Origin of the sequence: Streptomyces sp. SudanB52_2052 (assembly GCF_964272415.1) — a bacterium.
Taxonomy (GTDB): domain Bacteria; phylum Actinomycetota; class Actinomycetes; order Streptomycetales; family Streptomycetaceae; genus Streptomyces; species Streptomyces olindensis.
This window is the reverse complement of record NZ_OZ186796.1, coordinates 5,206,116-5,221,673: the sequence shown is the minus strand read 5'-3', so window position 1 is coordinate 5,221,673 and position 15,558 is coordinate 5,206,116. Positions and strand designations below refer to the sequence as shown.

Below are 15,558 nucleotides of genomic sequence, written 5' to 3'. Positions count from 1 at the left end.
CGTGTGCTGGTGGTGCGCTGCCGTGCTGCCGGCGCGGCGCGGCTCAGTGGGCCGCGGCGCGCGCCATGGTGCCGCGGCGCGGCTGCATCGGAACACCGCGGGCGGGTTCCGCTGCGGCCCGGGTTCCGCCGGCGGCCTGACGGCCGGGCGGGGCCGGGCTGCGGCGCGGCTGGGCCGCCACGCCGTTCTGGACGTCCATCACGGCGTGCGCCACGAGGCCGCCCATGGGGTCGTGCCTGATCAGGTCCCGCAAGCGGGAGCGGGACGAACGTCCCTCGTTGCCCGGGTACAGGTGCTTGCCGAGGCCGACCGCGTGGGCCAGTGCGGCGAGCGCCGCGGTCCGCGGGTCCGGCGGTACGCCGGTGCGGATCGCCGAATCCAGCCGGGCCCTGATCTCCCGGCTGATCTCGTTGTCCGTCGCCTGGTAGCGAGTCGTCGGCAGCACTCCGCACATCTGGCCGGCCACGGCGTGCACCATGCCGCACCGCTCCAGATGCGAGAGGTAGGTCTGGCGGAGCCCCAAGCGTGGCCCGCCGATCCAGTGGACGGCCCGTACGGGAGCGCCGCGCCTTCGCAGCAACTCCAACGCGCAGTCCAGAGTTGGATCTCCAGTCGGCCGTGGTACGACCACGGCGATACGATCCCCGTCTGGGGCTATCCGTCCGGCCAGCGCCAGCTCTACTAGCTGTGCTCCGGCCAGACCGAGGTCGAGCGACTGCGGCTGTGCAGTGGTACCCGTGGTCGGGTCCAGTGCCAGCAACAGAAGCTCCTCCGGAAGTGTTCTGCGGCTCCTGCCCATCCATGCCTCCCCGCGTGGATGAATGACAGGGTGACCCCTCTCACATTGGTCTGTCGAGGGTGCGTGACCGGTTCGTAGTGGAACCAGTAGGTATGTCGTTCTCGTCTACCGGATGGGTCCGGTCCGCGCACAGGACACTGGTACATGGTTCGGACAGCGCCGGAGAGCGGTGTCAGGGCGGCGGTTCACGGTTCGTACGCGCACGCGGGGAGTGCGGCGCGAGGAGGAGGCATCGGTGGCGGGCGAGTCCCCCGACAGGTCGAAGCAGCGCGAGTCGTCGGCAGAACCGACGTCGGGGAGCGCGGGTCCGGTTCCCGAGGCCAGGAGCGAGGCGACGGACACGCGCGAACCGCGCGACCCGCGCCTCGCGGTGGCCCGGGACGCGGAGAGGTCCTCTGGACGCGGGGGTGTCGACACGGCGACCCGCGTACTGTCCGCACGCACGTCCGACGACACCCCGCCGCCCGCGAAACGCCGGACGGACACCGATCGGGGCGAGACCGACTCGGGCGGCGAGGGCGCGTCGGCTGACGCCGGGCGGCGCGAGAGCGACTCGGGCGCCGAGGCTGCGGCGGACGGCGCCGGGCAGGGTGAGAGCGACTCGGGCAGCGAGCGCGCGTCGGACGACGCCGAGCGGGACGGAAGCGACGCGAGCGCCGAGGACGCGGCGGCTGACGCCGGGCAGAACGGTTCCGCCGGGGCTGCCGAGGGCGGCGCGTCCTCCGGCTCCGGGAAGGCTTCCGGCTCCGCTGAGCCGGAGGGTGACGCCGCTGCCGGTGACGGGCGGCTGCGGGACGCCGTGGCCGCGTGGGTCGCTTCGGCGGACGAGGACAAGGCGCCTGCTGCCGCCAAGAGCGCCGACAAGGCCTCCGCGGACGCCCAGGAGGCCGGGAAGCCCACCGGGTCCCCTGAGGCCGACAGGGACGCCGAGGACGGCCAGGAGGCCGAGCGCCCGGACGCGACCACGGACGTCGACGGCGCGGACGCCCAGGAGGGCCAGGAGGCGGCCGGAGACGCGAGGCAGGGTGCTGACGGCCGGGAAGCCGCAGGAGCGGTGTCCCAGAAGGCCGGGAAGGGCCCTGACGGGGCCGGTGCGCCTGAGGCGGACCGTTCCGGCAGCGCCGGTGGTTCGGGAGCTGCGGAGACCGACTCCGGCAGCGAAGCGGACCCTGCCGTGTCTGCGGCCGAGCCGAAGGCCGAGTCGAAGGCCGAGTCGAAGGCCGAATCGAAGGCCGAATCGAAGGCCGGGTCGAAGACCGACCCCAGGCCCGCCGGGACGACCGAGCCGGTGGACGACGGGAAGGCCGAACCGAAGGCTGACGCGAACGCCGAGCCGGAAGCCGGACCGAAGACCGACGGGACGACCCAACCGAAGACCGACGAGAAGGCACAGCCGCAGGCCGACGCGAAAGCCCAGCCGGAAGCCGACACGAGCGCCCAGCCGGAAGCCGAACCGAAAGCCGCCGAGAAGACCCAACCGAAGACCGACGAGAAGGCACAGCCGCAGGCCGACACGAGCGCCCAGCCGGAAGCCGAACCCAAGACCGGCGAGAAGGCGCAGCCGGAGGCCGACGCGGACGTTCAGTCGGACGTCGGTGCCGCCGAGGACGGCAAGGTCGGTAAGCCCGTCGACCCCCGTGCCCCCGGCGGCGCCGCAGCCGCTGCGAAGCCCGGCGCGGATGCAGACGCGGACGCGGACGCGGACGGTGGCTCCGGCGACGGTGGCGACGACGCCGAGCCCGATGGCGAAGCCTCTGGCGGCGTCGATCAGCCCACCGCCGTCTTCAAGGCCGTGCGACCGCCCGTCGATCAGCCCACCACCATGCTGAAGCTCGGCGGCACCGCCAAGGACGTTCCCGAGAAGGAGTCCGAGCGGACGAGCAAGTTCGTCGCGCTCAAGCCCCTCGACGACCCGTCGACCCGGAAGCCCTCGGCGTCCGCACAGGCCCCGCAGGCGCCCAAGGCCGCCCCCGCCGACGCGACCGCCCCCGTCCCCACCGTCGGCCCGGAACGGACCACGCAGCAGCCGCTGCCGCCGAAGCCGCCGCTGGATCTGCTGGCCGAGCTGACGAACACCCCGCCGCCCCCGGACACCCCGCTGCGGACGGCCGTACGGCGGGTGAAGATCTGGACGCCGCTGGTGCTGCTGCTGGTGGTCGTCTTCGCGGTCGTGCAGAGCGTGCGCCCGCTCCCGACGCCCACCCTCGACCTCACCGCCAAGGACAGCTACACCTTCGAGGGCGGCGACGTCGACATCCCCTGGCCCGCCCAGGGCCAGGCCGCGCTGGACGTGCAGGGCATCGGTACGTTCGGCTCGTCCGGCGAGCAGAAGCCCGTGCCGATCGCCAGTGTCGCCAAGGTCATGACCGCCTACGTCATCCTGCGCGACCACCCGCTCAAGAGCGGCGACGAGGGGCCGAAGATCGAGATCGACCAGGCCGCCGAGGACCAGTCCGACGCCGGCCAGGAGTCCACCGTCGACGTGACGAGGGGCGACAAGATCACCGAGCGGGAGGCTCTGGAGAGCATCCTGATCGCGTCCGCGAACAACGTGGCGCGGCTGCTGGCCCGCTGGGACGCGGGGTCCGAGAAGTCGTTCGTGCAGAAGATGAACGACGCCGCCAAGGACCTCGGCATGAAGAACACGACGTACACCGACCCGTCGGGCCTGAACAACACCACCGTCTCCACGGCGGTGGACCAGGTGAAGCTCGCCAAGGCGGCCATGCAGCAGCCCGCCTTCCGCGAGGTCGCGGCGATGATGTCGTACGTCGACTACAAGGGCACCAAGCACGACAACTGGAACCGCCTGGTCGGCTCCAACGACGTGACCGGCATCAAGACCGGCACCACCACCTCGGCCCTCGGCAACCTCGTCTTCTCGGCGAAGAAGGACGTCGACGGCGAGACGCGGCGGATCATCGGCGCAGTCGTGCGCCAGCCCGCCGGCGGGCCGGACAACACCATCCTGGGTGCCGCGCTCCACGAGGGCGACAAGCTGATCCGGGCCGCGCAGGGCGCGCTGGAGTCGGCGACGATCCTGAAGAAGGGCACGGTCGTCGGCTACGCGGACGACGGTCTCGGCGGCCGTACGCCGGTCGCCGTCACCGAGGACGTCACGGCCGTCGGCTGGGCGGGCCTGTCCGTCAAGCTGACGTTCGCCGCGGACGACCTGCCGCACACGGCGAAGGCCGGCACCAAGGTGGGCACGCTCACCGTCGGTGACGGCACGACCAGCGCCGTGAAGGTCCCGGTCGCCCTCCAGGAGGACCTGGTGGAGCCGGGCTTCGGGGCGAAGCTCACGCGCCTCGGCTGACCGGGCCGCGGGCCCGCAACGACCGCACCCCGCCGGTAACGGCCCGTCCGGGCGCCGCCCGGCGGGGTGCGTGCTAGCGTCCCGAACCGGGACAGGTCGCCGTTCGCGGCGGCCACGGCCGTGAACCGCGGGGAACGGAACACGGCCGGGAGGAAGAACGAGCCGAGAACAGAAGATCGGGACACGGGGAGTGCCTTCGAGTGGCCACTGCGGAGCCGACACGCGCCGACGACGCCGATCCGGGCCCGGTATCCGGCCCGCGAATACGTGTGCCCGCGGGGCCGGAGGGCACCTCGCGGGAGGAGACCGGCGCACCCGGCCGTGACGTCGTGTCCCGGCTGCACCCCGCCCTGCTGACCCTGCGTGAGCGCATGCTGCGGCATCCGGTCCTGTCCGTCACCGGGCTCGCCGGCATCCTCCACGTCGTCTGGTTCTTCACGTTCGCGAACAGCGGTGGCGACCTGGCCGCGCAGGACGCCTGGGCCGAGTTCGTCGGCCGGCACCCGGACTCGGCGTACAACCTCGCCTGGTACGGCGGCATGCACCCGGTGTCGTACAGCGTGGTGTCGCCGTACCTGATGTCGGTGCTCGGCGTGCGGACGACGATGATGATCGCGGGGACGGTGTCGGCCGGGCTGCTCACGCTGCTCCTGCTCCGCAGCCGCGCCGTCCGCAACCCCCTGTGGGCGTCCATGGCCGGGGTGTTCGGGCTGTTCTGCAACGCCGTGTCGGGCCGCGTGACCTTCGGCCTGGGCATGATGTTCGCGCTCGGGGCGGTCGCCGTGGTGTTCTGCTGGCCGTACCGGTGGCGTTACAAGCGCTGGGCGAAGGCCCTGTGCGCGGCGCCGCTGGCCGCGCTGGCCACGATGTCGTCCCCGGTGGCGGGCCTGTTCGTGGGGCTCGTGGCCGTGGCGCTGTTCCTGCAGAAGCGCCGCCCCGGTGCCTGGGCGCTGGGCCTGGCGCCGAGCGCGGTGGTGGCGGTGTCGGCCTGGCTGTTCCCCTTCTCCGGGACGCAGCCGATGACCTACGCCTCGGTCATCCTGCCGCTCGCGTTCTCCATCCTGGTCTTCGCGCTGGTGCCGCGGGACTGGAAGACGGTCCGGCTGACGGCCGCGGTGTACGGCCTGGGGGTCGTGCTGGTGTGGCTGATCAGCTCCCAGATCGGTTCGAACATCACGCGGCTGGCCATGCTGTTCGCGGGTGTCGCGCTGGTCGCCGCGCTCCCCTTCACGGTGCCGCGCAGCCGCAAGTGGTACGCGGTCGTGGTGGCCTTCGTCGGCTTCACGGCGTGGATCGGCTTCAAGTCGATCGACGACGTCGTCCACACGGCGCCGGCGGCGTCCTGGTCGCGCGAGCTGGCGCCGCTGGTGAACGAGTTGCAGGAGGTCGGCGCCGAGAAGGGCCGGGTCGAGGTCGTCCCCGCCCGCTCCCACCGGGAGGCCTCCGCCCTCGCCCCGTACGTCAACCTGGCCCGCGGCTGGAACCGCCAGGCCGACATGGAACGCAACCCCCTCTTCTACGACGACACGCTCAACTCGGCGAACTACCACGAGTGGCTGAAGCGCTGGGCGGTCCACTACGTCGTGCTGCCGAAGGACGAGCCGGACGGTGACGGCGGCGAGCGCGAACGGGCCCTGGTGCAGCGCGGCCTGCCCTATCTGAAACAGATCTGGGGCGACGCCAACTGGCAGTTGTTCAAGGTGACCGCCCCCACGCCGCTGGCCGAGCCGAACGCGGTCGTCGACCGGGCCGAGCAGGGCGAGATGGTCCTCCAGGTGAGGAAGGCGGGCCGGATCCTGGTCCGCATCCCGTACTCGCCGTGGCTGAGCATCGTCGACGCGGAGGGCAAGAGCCTGAAGCCGCCCCAGGAGACGGAGGAGTCCCGGGACCGCCCCGAGGGGGAGCCGAAGACGTACGTCAACGTCAACGGCTGCCTGACGGAGACGGAGGAGGACGCGCACGGCGACCGCTGGACGGAGCTGCTGGCCCCGAAGGCGGGCACGTACCGCCTGGCCGCGCCGTACCAACTGCCCCGGGGCACGCCCTGCCCGGAGGAGCTGCGCTGACCCTCAGCGCAGCCGGTCCACATACGTGTCGGTACCCGGCACCGTGGGGACGAACGGTGCCACCAGTTCCACCCTGCCCAGCCCGGACTCCGCCACGGCCGTGTCCAGGTCCGTGAAGCAGTGTTCCCAGCACTCCCTCGGGTCCGTCTGGAGGAACCACAGCAGGGTCAGGCGGGTGTCGACGCCCTCGACCTGCTTGACGTAGGTCATGCGGTCGCCGGGGAGGGGAGTGGGGCGGAAGACGGTCACCAGTGCGGCCGGGGAGCCCGCGAGGCGTTTCGGGAGGTGGCGGGTGCGCAGCCACTCCAGCAGTGCGGCGCGCTGCTCGGGGGTGTCGGACTCGACGACCTGGAGGACCAGGCCCGGGTAGGGGTGGTCGAGGGCGTGGACGTCCCGGGGTCCGGCCGCGCCGTCGCGGTACACCGTCGCCTCGTGGTCCTGGAACGCCGTGAGGACGTGGGTGCGGTCGTGGTAGACGCGGCCGTCGCGGTTGAGGCGCTTGTTGATGGCGACGGTCCAGCGCATGTGGTCGTCGTAGCGGCCGGCGGTGATCCAGTACGTGGAGAGGTAGCAGCCGGCGGTCACCGGCTGGGCGATCGCCGACTTCTCCGGGTAGCGCAGGAGTTGGAGGTCGCGGGTCGCGACCCAGCGGCGGCCGGCGTACATCCAGGGCATGGCCATCGCGCCGGCGTAGTAGTGGTCGTCCTCGTACCAGCGGTTGTAGGCGTACTCGTGGCCCGGATGCGGCTCGACCATGGTGATCAGGGCGTGGCCGGGGCGGGTGCCGTAGGGGCCGACGGCGGCCAGTTCTGCGTACAGCTCGCTGCGGGTGTCGTCGCTCATGCCCTTCCCCTTCGTTGGCGGCTGACCCATACTCTGACGGCCCGTCAGATAATGCGCCAGAGGTCCGGGGAGGTCCTGCCATGTCGCTGCCCGCGGGGAAGACCGTCGTGGTGTCGGGGGTCGGGGCCGGGCTCGGACGGCAGGTCGCGGCGGCCGTGGTGCGGGACGGCGGGCGTGCCGTGCTCGGCGCCCGCACGGCGGCGAACCTGGCGAAGACCGCCGAGGAGCTGGACCCCGACGGGGCGCGCACGGCGTACCGGGCCACCGACATCTCCGACGAGGCGCAGTGCGAGGCGCTGGCCGGGCTGGCGGTGGAGCGGTTCGGGCGGATCGACGCCGTCGTGCACGTGGCCGCGCTCGACGGCCACTTCGGCGGACTGGAGGACGCGGACTTCGAGGCCTGGCGCGCCGTCCTGGACGTGAACCTGCTGGGCACCCTGCGGATGACCCGGGCCTGCCTGCCGTCGCTGAAAACGGGCGGCGGATCGGTGGTGTTCATCGGGACGCAGTCGGCGGTGGCGGCCCCGTCGCAGGTGCGGCAGGCGGCGTACGCGGCGTCGAAGGGGGCGCTGACGAGTGCGATGTACTCGCTGGCCCGGGAGCTCGGGCCGCACCGGATCCGGGTCAACACCGTACTGCCCGGCTGGATGTGGGGGCCGCCGGTGAAGGCGTTCGTCCGGCTCACCGCGCAGGCGGAGGGCGTGCCCGAGGCGGCCGTGCTGGAGCGGCTGACCGAGCGGGTGGCCCTACCCGAACTGGCCGCGGACTCGGACGTGGCCGACGCTGCGGTGTTCCTGGCGTCGGACCGGGCTCGGGCGATCACCGGGCAGTCGTTGCTGGTCAACGCCGGGGAGCTGATGCGCTGAGTTCATATAGATGAACCAAGGCCAGCACACCGAACATTTTTACCTCCCTTTGACCATACGGTCACTTGTCGTGTTCACGCGGTAGCGCCCACGATGAGCGCCGGGCTGATCCCTGGGAGGGCGCACATGAACGGTCTCGACTGGGCCGTGCTCATCGGCTATTTCGCCGTGATGGTCGCGATCGGCGTCTGGTCGCACAAACGCGTGGACAACGTCAGCGACTTCTTCACCGCCGGCGGCAAGATGCCGTGGTGGCTCTCCGGCATCTCGCACCACATGTCGGGCTACAGCGCGGTGATGTTCACCGGGTACGCGGGCATCGCCTACACCTATGGCGTCACGTCCTTCGTCACCTGGTCCTTCCCCATCGCCCTCGGCATCGCCATCGGCTCGAAGCTGTTCGCCCCGCGCATCAACCGGCTGCGTTCACGGCTCCATGTGGCCTCCCCGCTGGAGTACCTGAAGAACCGCTACGACCTGAAGACCCAGCAGGCGCTGGCCTGGTCGGGCATGCTGCTGAAGATCGTGGACGTGGGCGCGAAGTGGGCGGCGATCGCCACGCTGCTGTCCGTCTTCACCGGGATCTCCCTCAACCAGGGCATCCTCATCACCGGCGGCATCACGGCGATCTACTGCACGATCGGCGGCCTGTGGGCGGACGCGCTGACCGAACTCGGCCAGTTCGTCATCCAGTTGCTGGCCGGCATCGCGATGTTCGTGGCGGTGTTCGTGCGGCTCGACGACCACGGCGGCTTCTTCGGCGTCTGGGACTCCCCCGAACTCCAGGGCCACGAGAAACCCTTGGTCGGCCCGTACGGCACGGTGTTCCTGCTGGCGTTCCTGTTCATCAAGCTCTTCGAGTACAACGGCGGCATGCTCAACCAGGCCCAGCGCTACATGGCCACCCCGAACGCCAAGGAGGCCGAGCGGTCGGCCCGGCTGTCGGCGATCCTGTGGCTGGTCTGGCCGCTGGTGCTGTTCTTCCCCATGTGGATGTCGCCGCTGCTGGTCGAGTCGCAGAAGCCCGACGGCTCCGACTCCTACGCCCTGATGACCGAACAGCTCCTCCCCCACGGTCTGCTGGGCCTGGTCATCGTCGGCTTCTTCTCGCACACCATGGCCATGTGCTCCTCCGACGCCAACGCCATCGCGGCGGTGTTCACCCGGGACTGCGCGCCCGTGGTGTGGCGCCGGGCGCGGGCGTGGAGCGAGGGGAAGGGACTTCGGGTCGCCCGCATCGCGACGGTCGTCTTCCTCGGCCTGTCCATGGCGGCGGCGACACAGGTCAACTCCCCCACCTTCAAGGACATCATCACGGTCGTCATCAAGTGGGTGGCCGGCCTGATGGGCCCGATGGCCATCCCGATGATGCTCGGCCTGCTGCGGCCCTTCCGCCGCTCCGGCCCGACGGCGGCCCTCGTCAGCTGGTCGATGGGCCTGCTCGCCTTCTGGCTGGTGAACTACCCGATCAACTGGAACGTCGAGGGCGGCGTCCCGCTCCAGTACCAGGTGTCGATCCCGCTGGCGGTGTCGCTGGTCCTCTACATCCTGGTCGGCTTCATGAAGCCTGAGGACACCCCGGAGCGGCTCGCCATCATCGAGAAGATCAACACGGACGGGGACGGGGCCGCGGCGGCCGCGATCCCGGCACCGGCGGGCGGCGTCGAGGACGCGGTCCGCACGCCGGTGAAGGACTGACCGCCTCTCCCTGTGCGCCGGTAGAGAGGGACGTACGCCTCCGCCACTCGGGGCGGAGGCGTACGCACGGCTCAGTCCTCCTCCTCCAGGGCCCCGGTGACCTTGCCCAGGTCGACGAACTTGAAGTTCGTGTTGTCGCGGACCTCCCCGTCCGCGTCCGTCTCGTCCGGGGTGTTGTGGCCGTCCTGGACGACGAGCAGGCCGTTCGGGTACCGGGAGCCGAGCGGGGCGTTCAGCACGGCGGCGCCGTCGCACTCCTCGGAGCCGTCGACGGTGCCGGCGGCGACCCGGAAGCCGCTCTCGTACTCGTTGTCGTCGGACACCTCGCGGTCGTACGCGGCGAAGGTGTCGTCGCCCTGGCTGGAGGCGAGCAGGTAGCCGTCGCCGGAGCCCTCGTCGAGGAGGGTGAGGCCCTCGACGTCGGCCGACAGGTGCGTACCGCCGTAGCCCGGGTCGGCGCCCGCGACGCACTCCTCGGTCGCCTCGTCGTACGTCGCCGGGACGCCGTACTCCCGCACCTTGTCGATCAGCTTCGGCCTGCCCCCGAGGTCGGCGGGCAGCCGCCAGATGCCGACGTCCTCCTGACCGGCGTAGAGCACCTTGTTCACCGGGTCCACGACCATGCCCTCGACCTGCGGGAGGTCGCCGGGGTCGGCGCACGGGGTCCAGGAGGTGCCGTTCGGGAGGGTGAAGGAGGCGGGCAGGTCGTAGGTGCGCACCTGCCGGTAGGTGACGGCTCCGGTGGCGGTCGTCCTCAGCTCCAGCAGGGCGAGGCGGGTGCGGCTGCGCTGACTGACCACCGCGTAGGAGCGGCCCGTCGCCTTGTCCGTCCAGGTGGCCAGGCCGTAGGGCGTGGCCTGGTCGTTGACCTCGTCCGGGGTCCTGGAGAAGACCAGCGGGGCGTTCGGGTCGGTGATGTCCGTCAGCGGCTGCGCGGCGCCCGGGGTGATGCGGTAGATGCGCAGGTGGTCGCGGCCCCGGTCGGTGACGACGGCGACATCGGCGCGGCCGGTCGGCAGCGGGAACCCGGAGATCAGGTCCACGTTGTTGAAGCGGCCCGGCTTGTCGTCGGGAGTGGGCGCGGGCGGCGCCGGGATCGACTGCACCTCCCTGCCCGCCAGGTCGTACACGCGCAGGCCGCCCTCCTTGGCGGTGGCGATCACCAGGCTGGCGTCGGGGTCGGCGGCGTTGCGCCAGATCGCCGGGTCGTCGGCGTCGGCGTTGCCGCCCGCGTCGTCGCCGTACAGGGCCGGGGTCTCGGCGGTGGCGGTCAGTCCCGGGAGCCCGGGGTCGTACGCCTGGGCCGAGGTGGGCAGGACCGCCACGGCCGTCAGGGCCGCGAGGATCGCGGCCGTCTGTGTCCCGCGCAGGTTGCGCACAGTGCCTCCACGAAGGGGGGATGAACGGACGAGACCCGGTGGGGCAGCGCCGGGGGGTGATCCCGGGATCGGGCCGTGCAGATCCTCAGGACCGAAGGTGACGGGGCGACCGCCGCACGGTGACGCGACCATGCCAGACCGATGAGCACTGGGAGCGGCCCGGGCGGGAAGAGGTCGCCTAGGCGCCCCGCGGGTACCGTGCCAGCCAGCCCGGGGAGGAGCCCGCCGGGCCGTGCAGGGCCGGGCCCTGGGTCATCTCCATGGCGAAGTCGTCGGCCAGTTCCAGGATCGTGGGACGGCCCTCCAGCTCGGCCAGCCAGGCCGGCGGCAGGGCCGTCTCGCCGTGCAGGGCGCCGAGCAGGCCGCCGGTCAGCGCGCCGGTCGCGGCGGAGGGCCCGTCGTGGTTGACGGCGAGGCACAGCCCGTGCCGGACGTCGGCGGCGACCAGCGCGCAGTACACGGCGGCGCCGACGAGCCCCTCCGCCGTCCCCGCCCCGCTCAGCTCGGCGACGCGCTCGGGCCCGGGCATGCCCTGCCGTACGGCGCCCAGCGCGTGCTGCAGCGCGTCGGACACGGGCTGGTGCCCGGGCCGGGCGGCGAGCAGGGCGAAGGCCCGCTGCACGGCACCGTCGAGGCTCTCGCCGAGGGCCAGGGCGTGCACGATCACGGCGTACGCGCCCGCCGCGAGGCAGGCCGTGGGATGCCCGTGGGTCTGCGCCGCGCACTCCACCGCGAGCTGGACGACGAGCTGCGGCTCCCACCCCACGAGCAGCCCGAACGGCGCGGACCGGGCAGCCGCCTCGGGCCCGGCCTCGCCGGGGTTCTTGGGCGCGTCCGGGGTCCCCATGGTGTCGTCGCCGAGTCCCAGCAGCAGCGCGCGACTGGGATCCCGTCGCGCGTACAGCCACTCCTCCCGCGCGAGCCACCCGTCGTCCTTGCGGCGCTCGTCGGGCCCCCAGTCCCGCTGGGTGGCGGCCCAGCGCAGGTACGCGCGGTGCAGATCGGTCGGCGGATGCCAGGCGCCGGTGTCCCGCCGCACCTGGGCCCGTATCAGCCCGTCCACGGAGAACAGGGTGAGCTGCGTGAGGTGGGTGACGGCACCGCGTCTGCCGTAGGCGGGGGCCAGGTCCACGAGGCCCTCCGCCCCGTGCGCCTCCCGGATCCCCGCGATGGTCATCCCGTCGACGGGCGCCCCCAGCGCGTCCCCGACGGCCACGCCGAGCAACGTCCCGCGCACCCGACTCCGAAAGTCCTGCTGCTCCGTACGGCCCCAGACGGCACCGGCAGTCGCACCCACCTAGTCCTCCCCAGGGAACCGTCCATACGTCCGACAGCTCTGCACTGTATTCGAAGGGGGACGGGGGGTTCAGGGGGCGGAACAGTGTGGGTGTGGGGTGAGTGGTTCTGAGTGGGCTGCTGTCAGCCGGCACACGGGTGGCGGCCCCAGGACCAGTCCGTCACAGCCCGGCCTCTGCCTCCACGGTCTCCCGGATGGCGTGGATCTCCGCGATGGCCTCGGTCGAGTCCTGTTCGCCCGCGTCCACGATGCGCTCCAGCTCGCGCAGGCGCTCGGCCCGAGCAGGGTGACGCTCGAGCGCGACGAACACACCCCAGGGGTGGGCGAAGGCGCGCAGGGGTGCCAGGCTCTGGGTCTGCTGGGCATTGGTCGTGGCCTCGAAGAGGTGCTGCGTGAGCGTGGGAAGCCGGCTGGGGGCGATCCGCGCGACGGCATCACGCAGCGCGTCCGGCGTCAGCTGAGGCATGGGGATCAGCGGCCCGTACGGGCCGTCGCTCTGAGCACTCACTGCGCTACGCCGCCTTCCGCTCGCCGGTCCGGCAGTCGCGGCACCGGCCCGGCCGCGCCGCCCGGAAGGCCCGGTCGCAGCCGTCGCACGTCTGGAGTGGGTGCGGGCGCGGGGCGGCGGCCGGGCGTGGTGGTGCCGTCGGGAGTGGCGGTGGGAGGAGGGTGGTGAGGCGGTGGGAGAGGAAGGCCGCCGGGTGCTGGATCGGGTCCTGGGGGAGGCCGGTCGTCAGGGTGCGCTGTACCGCCGTCGCGGGGACGCCCCGCTCCAGCCAGGCCGACACCTGCGGGGCCAGGCGGTGCACGTCCCGCTCGCTGAGCAGCAGGCGGGAGTCGAGTGCGCGCAGCCCGGTGAGGAGGTCGGCGGCGGGGCCGTCGGGCTTCGGGGCGGCGGGCTCCGGCCTGGGCGGCGGGGAGGCCGGGCGGCGCTCTCGGACGACCGGGCGGTGGGGCTTGTTGTACGAGACCGTGCGGGTTACGACTCGGCCCGATTGAAGACGCTCCTTGGCGCGCGTCAGGTAGCCGTGGGTCTCCAGCTCCCGCAGGGCCGCGGCGATCCGGATCTCGCCCTCGCGGAACTTGGCCGCCAGAGCCTTGATGCCGACCGGCGTCCCGGCGGGCAGCGACTGGATGTGGACCGCCAGGCCGATCGCCGTGAGCGACAGGTCCGGGTGCTGGGCGAGGTGGTTGCCTACCACCGTGAAGTTCTCGTCGTGGCGTTCCGTCACGTGCTGGACGCCGGAAGTGCCGGACTCCGGGCGTGCGGGCGCGCTAGGCTGCTGGTCAGTCATCGGGAAGGGCCTTGTCTTCCTTGGTGATCAGGCCCTCGCACTGGGATGCCAGTCCCGGCGGGGGCCGTATTCGTTTGTTCGGTTGTCTGTGCCGACGGTGCACCACCGACTCCCCGCCACGCCAGCCGAGTTGGTGATGTTCACTCCTGCGGGTGAGCCGCGGGGGTGGTGGGGGCGGGTTGGTTCTTTCCCGGGTTCTTTGGTCTTTGGCGTCGGGACCGGCCGGGTCATGACGGGCCGCGATCCGGCGACAGTTCCGCCCACACGGTCTTGGCGTGAGCCGGTGCCGCCTCCACGCCCCAACGGGCCGCGTACGCCGAGACGATCCGCAGGCCGCGGCCCCGTTCCGCGTCGTCCGCCACCGGGTCCGGGATCCGCGGCATCCGGTCGCCCCGGGCATCGGTGACCTCGACGCGGAGGGTGCGGTCCGGGTGCAGCTTCAGTCCCAGCCGGAAGTCCCTTCCCTGGACGCGTCCGTGCAGCACCGCGTTCGACGCCAGCTCCGCCACCACGTGCCCCGCGGCCTCGTACGGCTCACCCCACTCGTCGAGTTGGCGCTCGGTGAGCAGGCGGGCCAGTCGTGCTCCCCTCCGAGTGGCTGACAGTTGAATCGTGAAGTGGCGTACGGGGGTGGACATTTCGGCGAGGGATTTCTGACTCATGTCACCCAGCGTGGCCATTCGTCCCTACCCTGAACAGCAACGACCCCGGTACGGAGCGTGACTGTCCGGACACTTGGCGGGGGCGTCCGGCTCGTACGTCAGGAGGGAACGCGTGGAGGACGAGGAAGCGGCGGCCGCACTCAGGGCGGTCGGGCGGCAGATCAAGATGTGGCGCGAGGCCGCGGGCCTGAAGCAGGCGGAGTTGGGGTCGGCCATCGGGTACGGCGAGGAGATGGTGTCGTCCGTGGAGCGGGCGCGGCGCATTCCCAAGCCGGATTTTCTCGACAAGGCGGATGAGGTGTTGAGGGCGGGCGGAAAGCTTGCCGTGATGAAGGAGGACGTAGAGAAGGCGCGGTATCCGAAGAAGGTGAGGGATCTGGCGAATCTCCAGACGCAGGAGTACGCCCAGGCGTTGTACGCCATGAGGCGACCAGCCTTGAGCGAGGACGAGATCGAGCGGCACGTCGCCGCAACGCATGGCGCGGAAGGCCGTGTTCGATCGCGTGCCTCGACCGCTCATCACCTTTGTCCAGGAAGAGACCACGCTGCGGAGGCCTGTCGGAGGCAGAATGGTGCTGCGCCGACAGCTCGAACACCTGTTGGATGTCGCCAAGTTGCGGCACGTGTCGATCCAGGTCATGCCGACGGACCGGGAGGACCAGGCGGGGATGGCAGGTCCGTTCCGGGTGCTGAAGCTGCACGAGGGCAAGACCCTGGGGCACTTCGAGGCCCAGTTGCACAATCGCATGATCAGCGATCCCCGGGACGCCCAGATCCTCGACATGCGCTATGGAATGATCCGCGCGCAGGCCCTCTCACCCGAAGAGTCCCTGGCCTTCATCGGAAAAGTTCTGGGAGAAGTGAGGTGACCACAGAGCTCGTCTGGTTCAAGAGCAGCTGCAGCAGCAACGACGGCCCTGACTGCCTCGAAGCCGCGATATCCACCACCTCGCACCCTGCCATCCGCATCCGCGACTCCAAGAACAAGGACGGCGCCCGTCTGGCCTTCAGCGACGGTGCCTGGTCCGAGTTCCTGAGGTTCACGGCGGAAAACTGATCCTCAGCCCTCCGGGCGTTTGAGTCACTCAAGGCGTCCAGGAGATCATGGGCGCATGAGTCCTGCATTAAGTCGTGTCGTCGGCGTTGCGACCATGTTGGCCGGCATTGCCATCGCGTCATGGGTGGTCTTCGGGGCCCCTCATGACTGGCAAGGTGGCATGAGGTGGCTGCGTTACGGCCTCGCTCTGGGGTCCCTGGGAGCTATCAGCGCAGGGGCCAGGCTCATGTTTCCGGACACCCAGACAGCGTCGTCCGGCACCGAGTGAGGCCAGGAGTTG

The 15,558-nt window shown here is 71.5% G+C and carries 12 protein-coding genes and 1 pseudogene; 6 read left to right on the top strand and 7 right to left on the bottom strand.

Annotated features, from left to right (window positions below; translation table 11 throughout):
* Positions 1 to 43 precede the first annotated feature (43 nt).
* Positions 44 to 799 (bottom strand): GOLPH3/VPS74 family protein, encoded by a 756-nt coding sequence (locus ACSUPV_RS23325; protein ID WP_037758566.1) that lies wholly within the window; start codon positions 797 to 799, stop codon positions 44 to 46.
* Between the two features lie 235 nt (positions 800 to 1,034).
* On the opposite strand from ACSUPV_RS23325, the gene ACSUPV_RS23320 reads away from it, so the two are divergent.
* Both ACSUPV_RS23320 and ACSUPV_RS23315 read left to right on the top strand, forming a co-directional pair.
* Entirely contained in the window at positions 1,035 to 4,115 is a 3,081-nt protein-coding gene (locus ACSUPV_RS23320; RefSeq protein WP_436948474.1) for a D-alanyl-D-alanine carboxypeptidase, read from the top strand.
* A 200-nt stretch (positions 4,116 to 4,315) separates the two neighbouring features.
* The gene (locus tag ACSUPV_RS23315) at positions 4,316 to 6,181 is read left to right on the top strand and encodes an MFS transporter (RefSeq protein ID WP_436948473.1); all 1,866 of its coding nucleotides are present in this window, start codon (positions 4,316 to 4,318) and stop codon (positions 6,179 to 6,181) included.
* Between the two features lie 3 nt (positions 6,182 to 6,184).
* Here the strand turns inward: ACSUPV_RS23315 and ACSUPV_RS23310 are convergent, their stop codons facing one another.
* Positions 6,185 to 7,024 (bottom strand): hypothetical protein, encoded by an 840-nt coding sequence (locus ACSUPV_RS23310; RefSeq protein WP_436948472.1) that lies wholly within the window; start codon positions 7,022 to 7,024, stop codon positions 6,185 to 6,187.
* An 80-nt stretch (positions 7,025 to 7,104) separates the two neighbouring features.
* On the opposite strand from ACSUPV_RS23310, the gene ACSUPV_RS23305 reads away from it, so the two are divergent.
* Positions 7,105 to 7,890, top strand: a complete 786-nt coding sequence (locus ACSUPV_RS23305) for an SDR family oxidoreductase (protein WP_436948471.1) — start codon at positions 7,105 to 7,107, stop codon at positions 7,888 to 7,890.
* Between the two features lie 126 nt (positions 7,891 to 8,016).
* Positions 8,017 to 9,588, top strand: coding sequence for a sodium:solute symporter family protein (locus ACSUPV_RS23300; RefSeq protein ID WP_436948470.1), 1,572 nt, complete (start codon positions 8,017 to 8,019; stop codon positions 9,586 to 9,588).
* A gap of 71 nt (positions 9,589 to 9,659) precedes the next feature.
* Here the strand turns inward: ACSUPV_RS23300 and ACSUPV_RS23295 are convergent, their stop codons facing one another.
* The 5 genes from ACSUPV_RS23295 to ACSUPV_RS23275 form a co-directional block, all read right to left on the bottom strand.
* The gene (locus ACSUPV_RS23295; protein WP_051648384.1) at positions 9,660 to 10,967 is read right to left on the bottom strand and encodes a phytase; all 1,308 of its coding nucleotides are present in this window, start codon (positions 10,965 to 10,967) and stop codon (positions 9,660 to 9,662) included.
* Between the two features lie 178 nt (positions 10,968 to 11,145).
* Positions 11,146 to 12,264 carry an ADP-ribosylglycohydrolase family protein gene (locus ACSUPV_RS23290; RefSeq protein WP_031113425.1) on the bottom strand — a complete coding sequence of 373 codons (1,119 nt, stop codon included), beginning with the start codon at positions 12,262 to 12,264 and terminating at the stop codon, positions 11,146 to 11,148.
* A gap of 160 nt (positions 12,265 to 12,424) precedes the next feature.
* Positions 12,425 to 12,772 (bottom strand): hypothetical protein, encoded by a 348-nt coding sequence (locus ACSUPV_RS23285; protein ID WP_436948469.1) that lies wholly within the window; start codon positions 12,770 to 12,772, stop codon positions 12,425 to 12,427.
* Between the two features lie 4 nt (positions 12,773 to 12,776).
* Positions 12,777 to 13,559 (bottom strand): helix-turn-helix domain-containing protein, encoded by a 783-nt coding sequence (locus ACSUPV_RS23280; protein WP_436948468.1) that lies wholly within the window; start codon positions 13,557 to 13,559, stop codon positions 12,777 to 12,779.
* 227 nt (positions 13,560 to 13,786) lie between these two features.
* Positions 13,787 to 14,221 (bottom strand): ATP-binding protein, encoded by a 435-nt coding sequence (locus ACSUPV_RS23275; protein ID WP_382613418.1) that lies wholly within the window; start codon positions 14,219 to 14,221, stop codon positions 13,787 to 13,789.
* A gap of 112 nt (positions 14,222 to 14,333) precedes the next feature.
* Here ACSUPV_RS23275 and ACSUPV_RS23270 point away from each other — a divergent pair.
* Positions 14,334 to 15,090 (top strand): annotated as a pseudogene (locus ACSUPV_RS23270) (helix-turn-helix domain-containing protein).
* Complete coding sequence (locus ACSUPV_RS23265) at positions 15,087 to 15,278, top strand: DUF397 domain-containing protein (RefSeq protein WP_436948467.1); 192 nt, start codon at positions 15,087 to 15,089, stop codon at positions 15,276 to 15,278. Before ACSUPV_RS23270 ends, ACSUPV_RS23265 begins: the two are co-directional and overlap by 4 nt.
* Positions 15,279 to 15,558 lie beyond the last annotated feature (280 nt).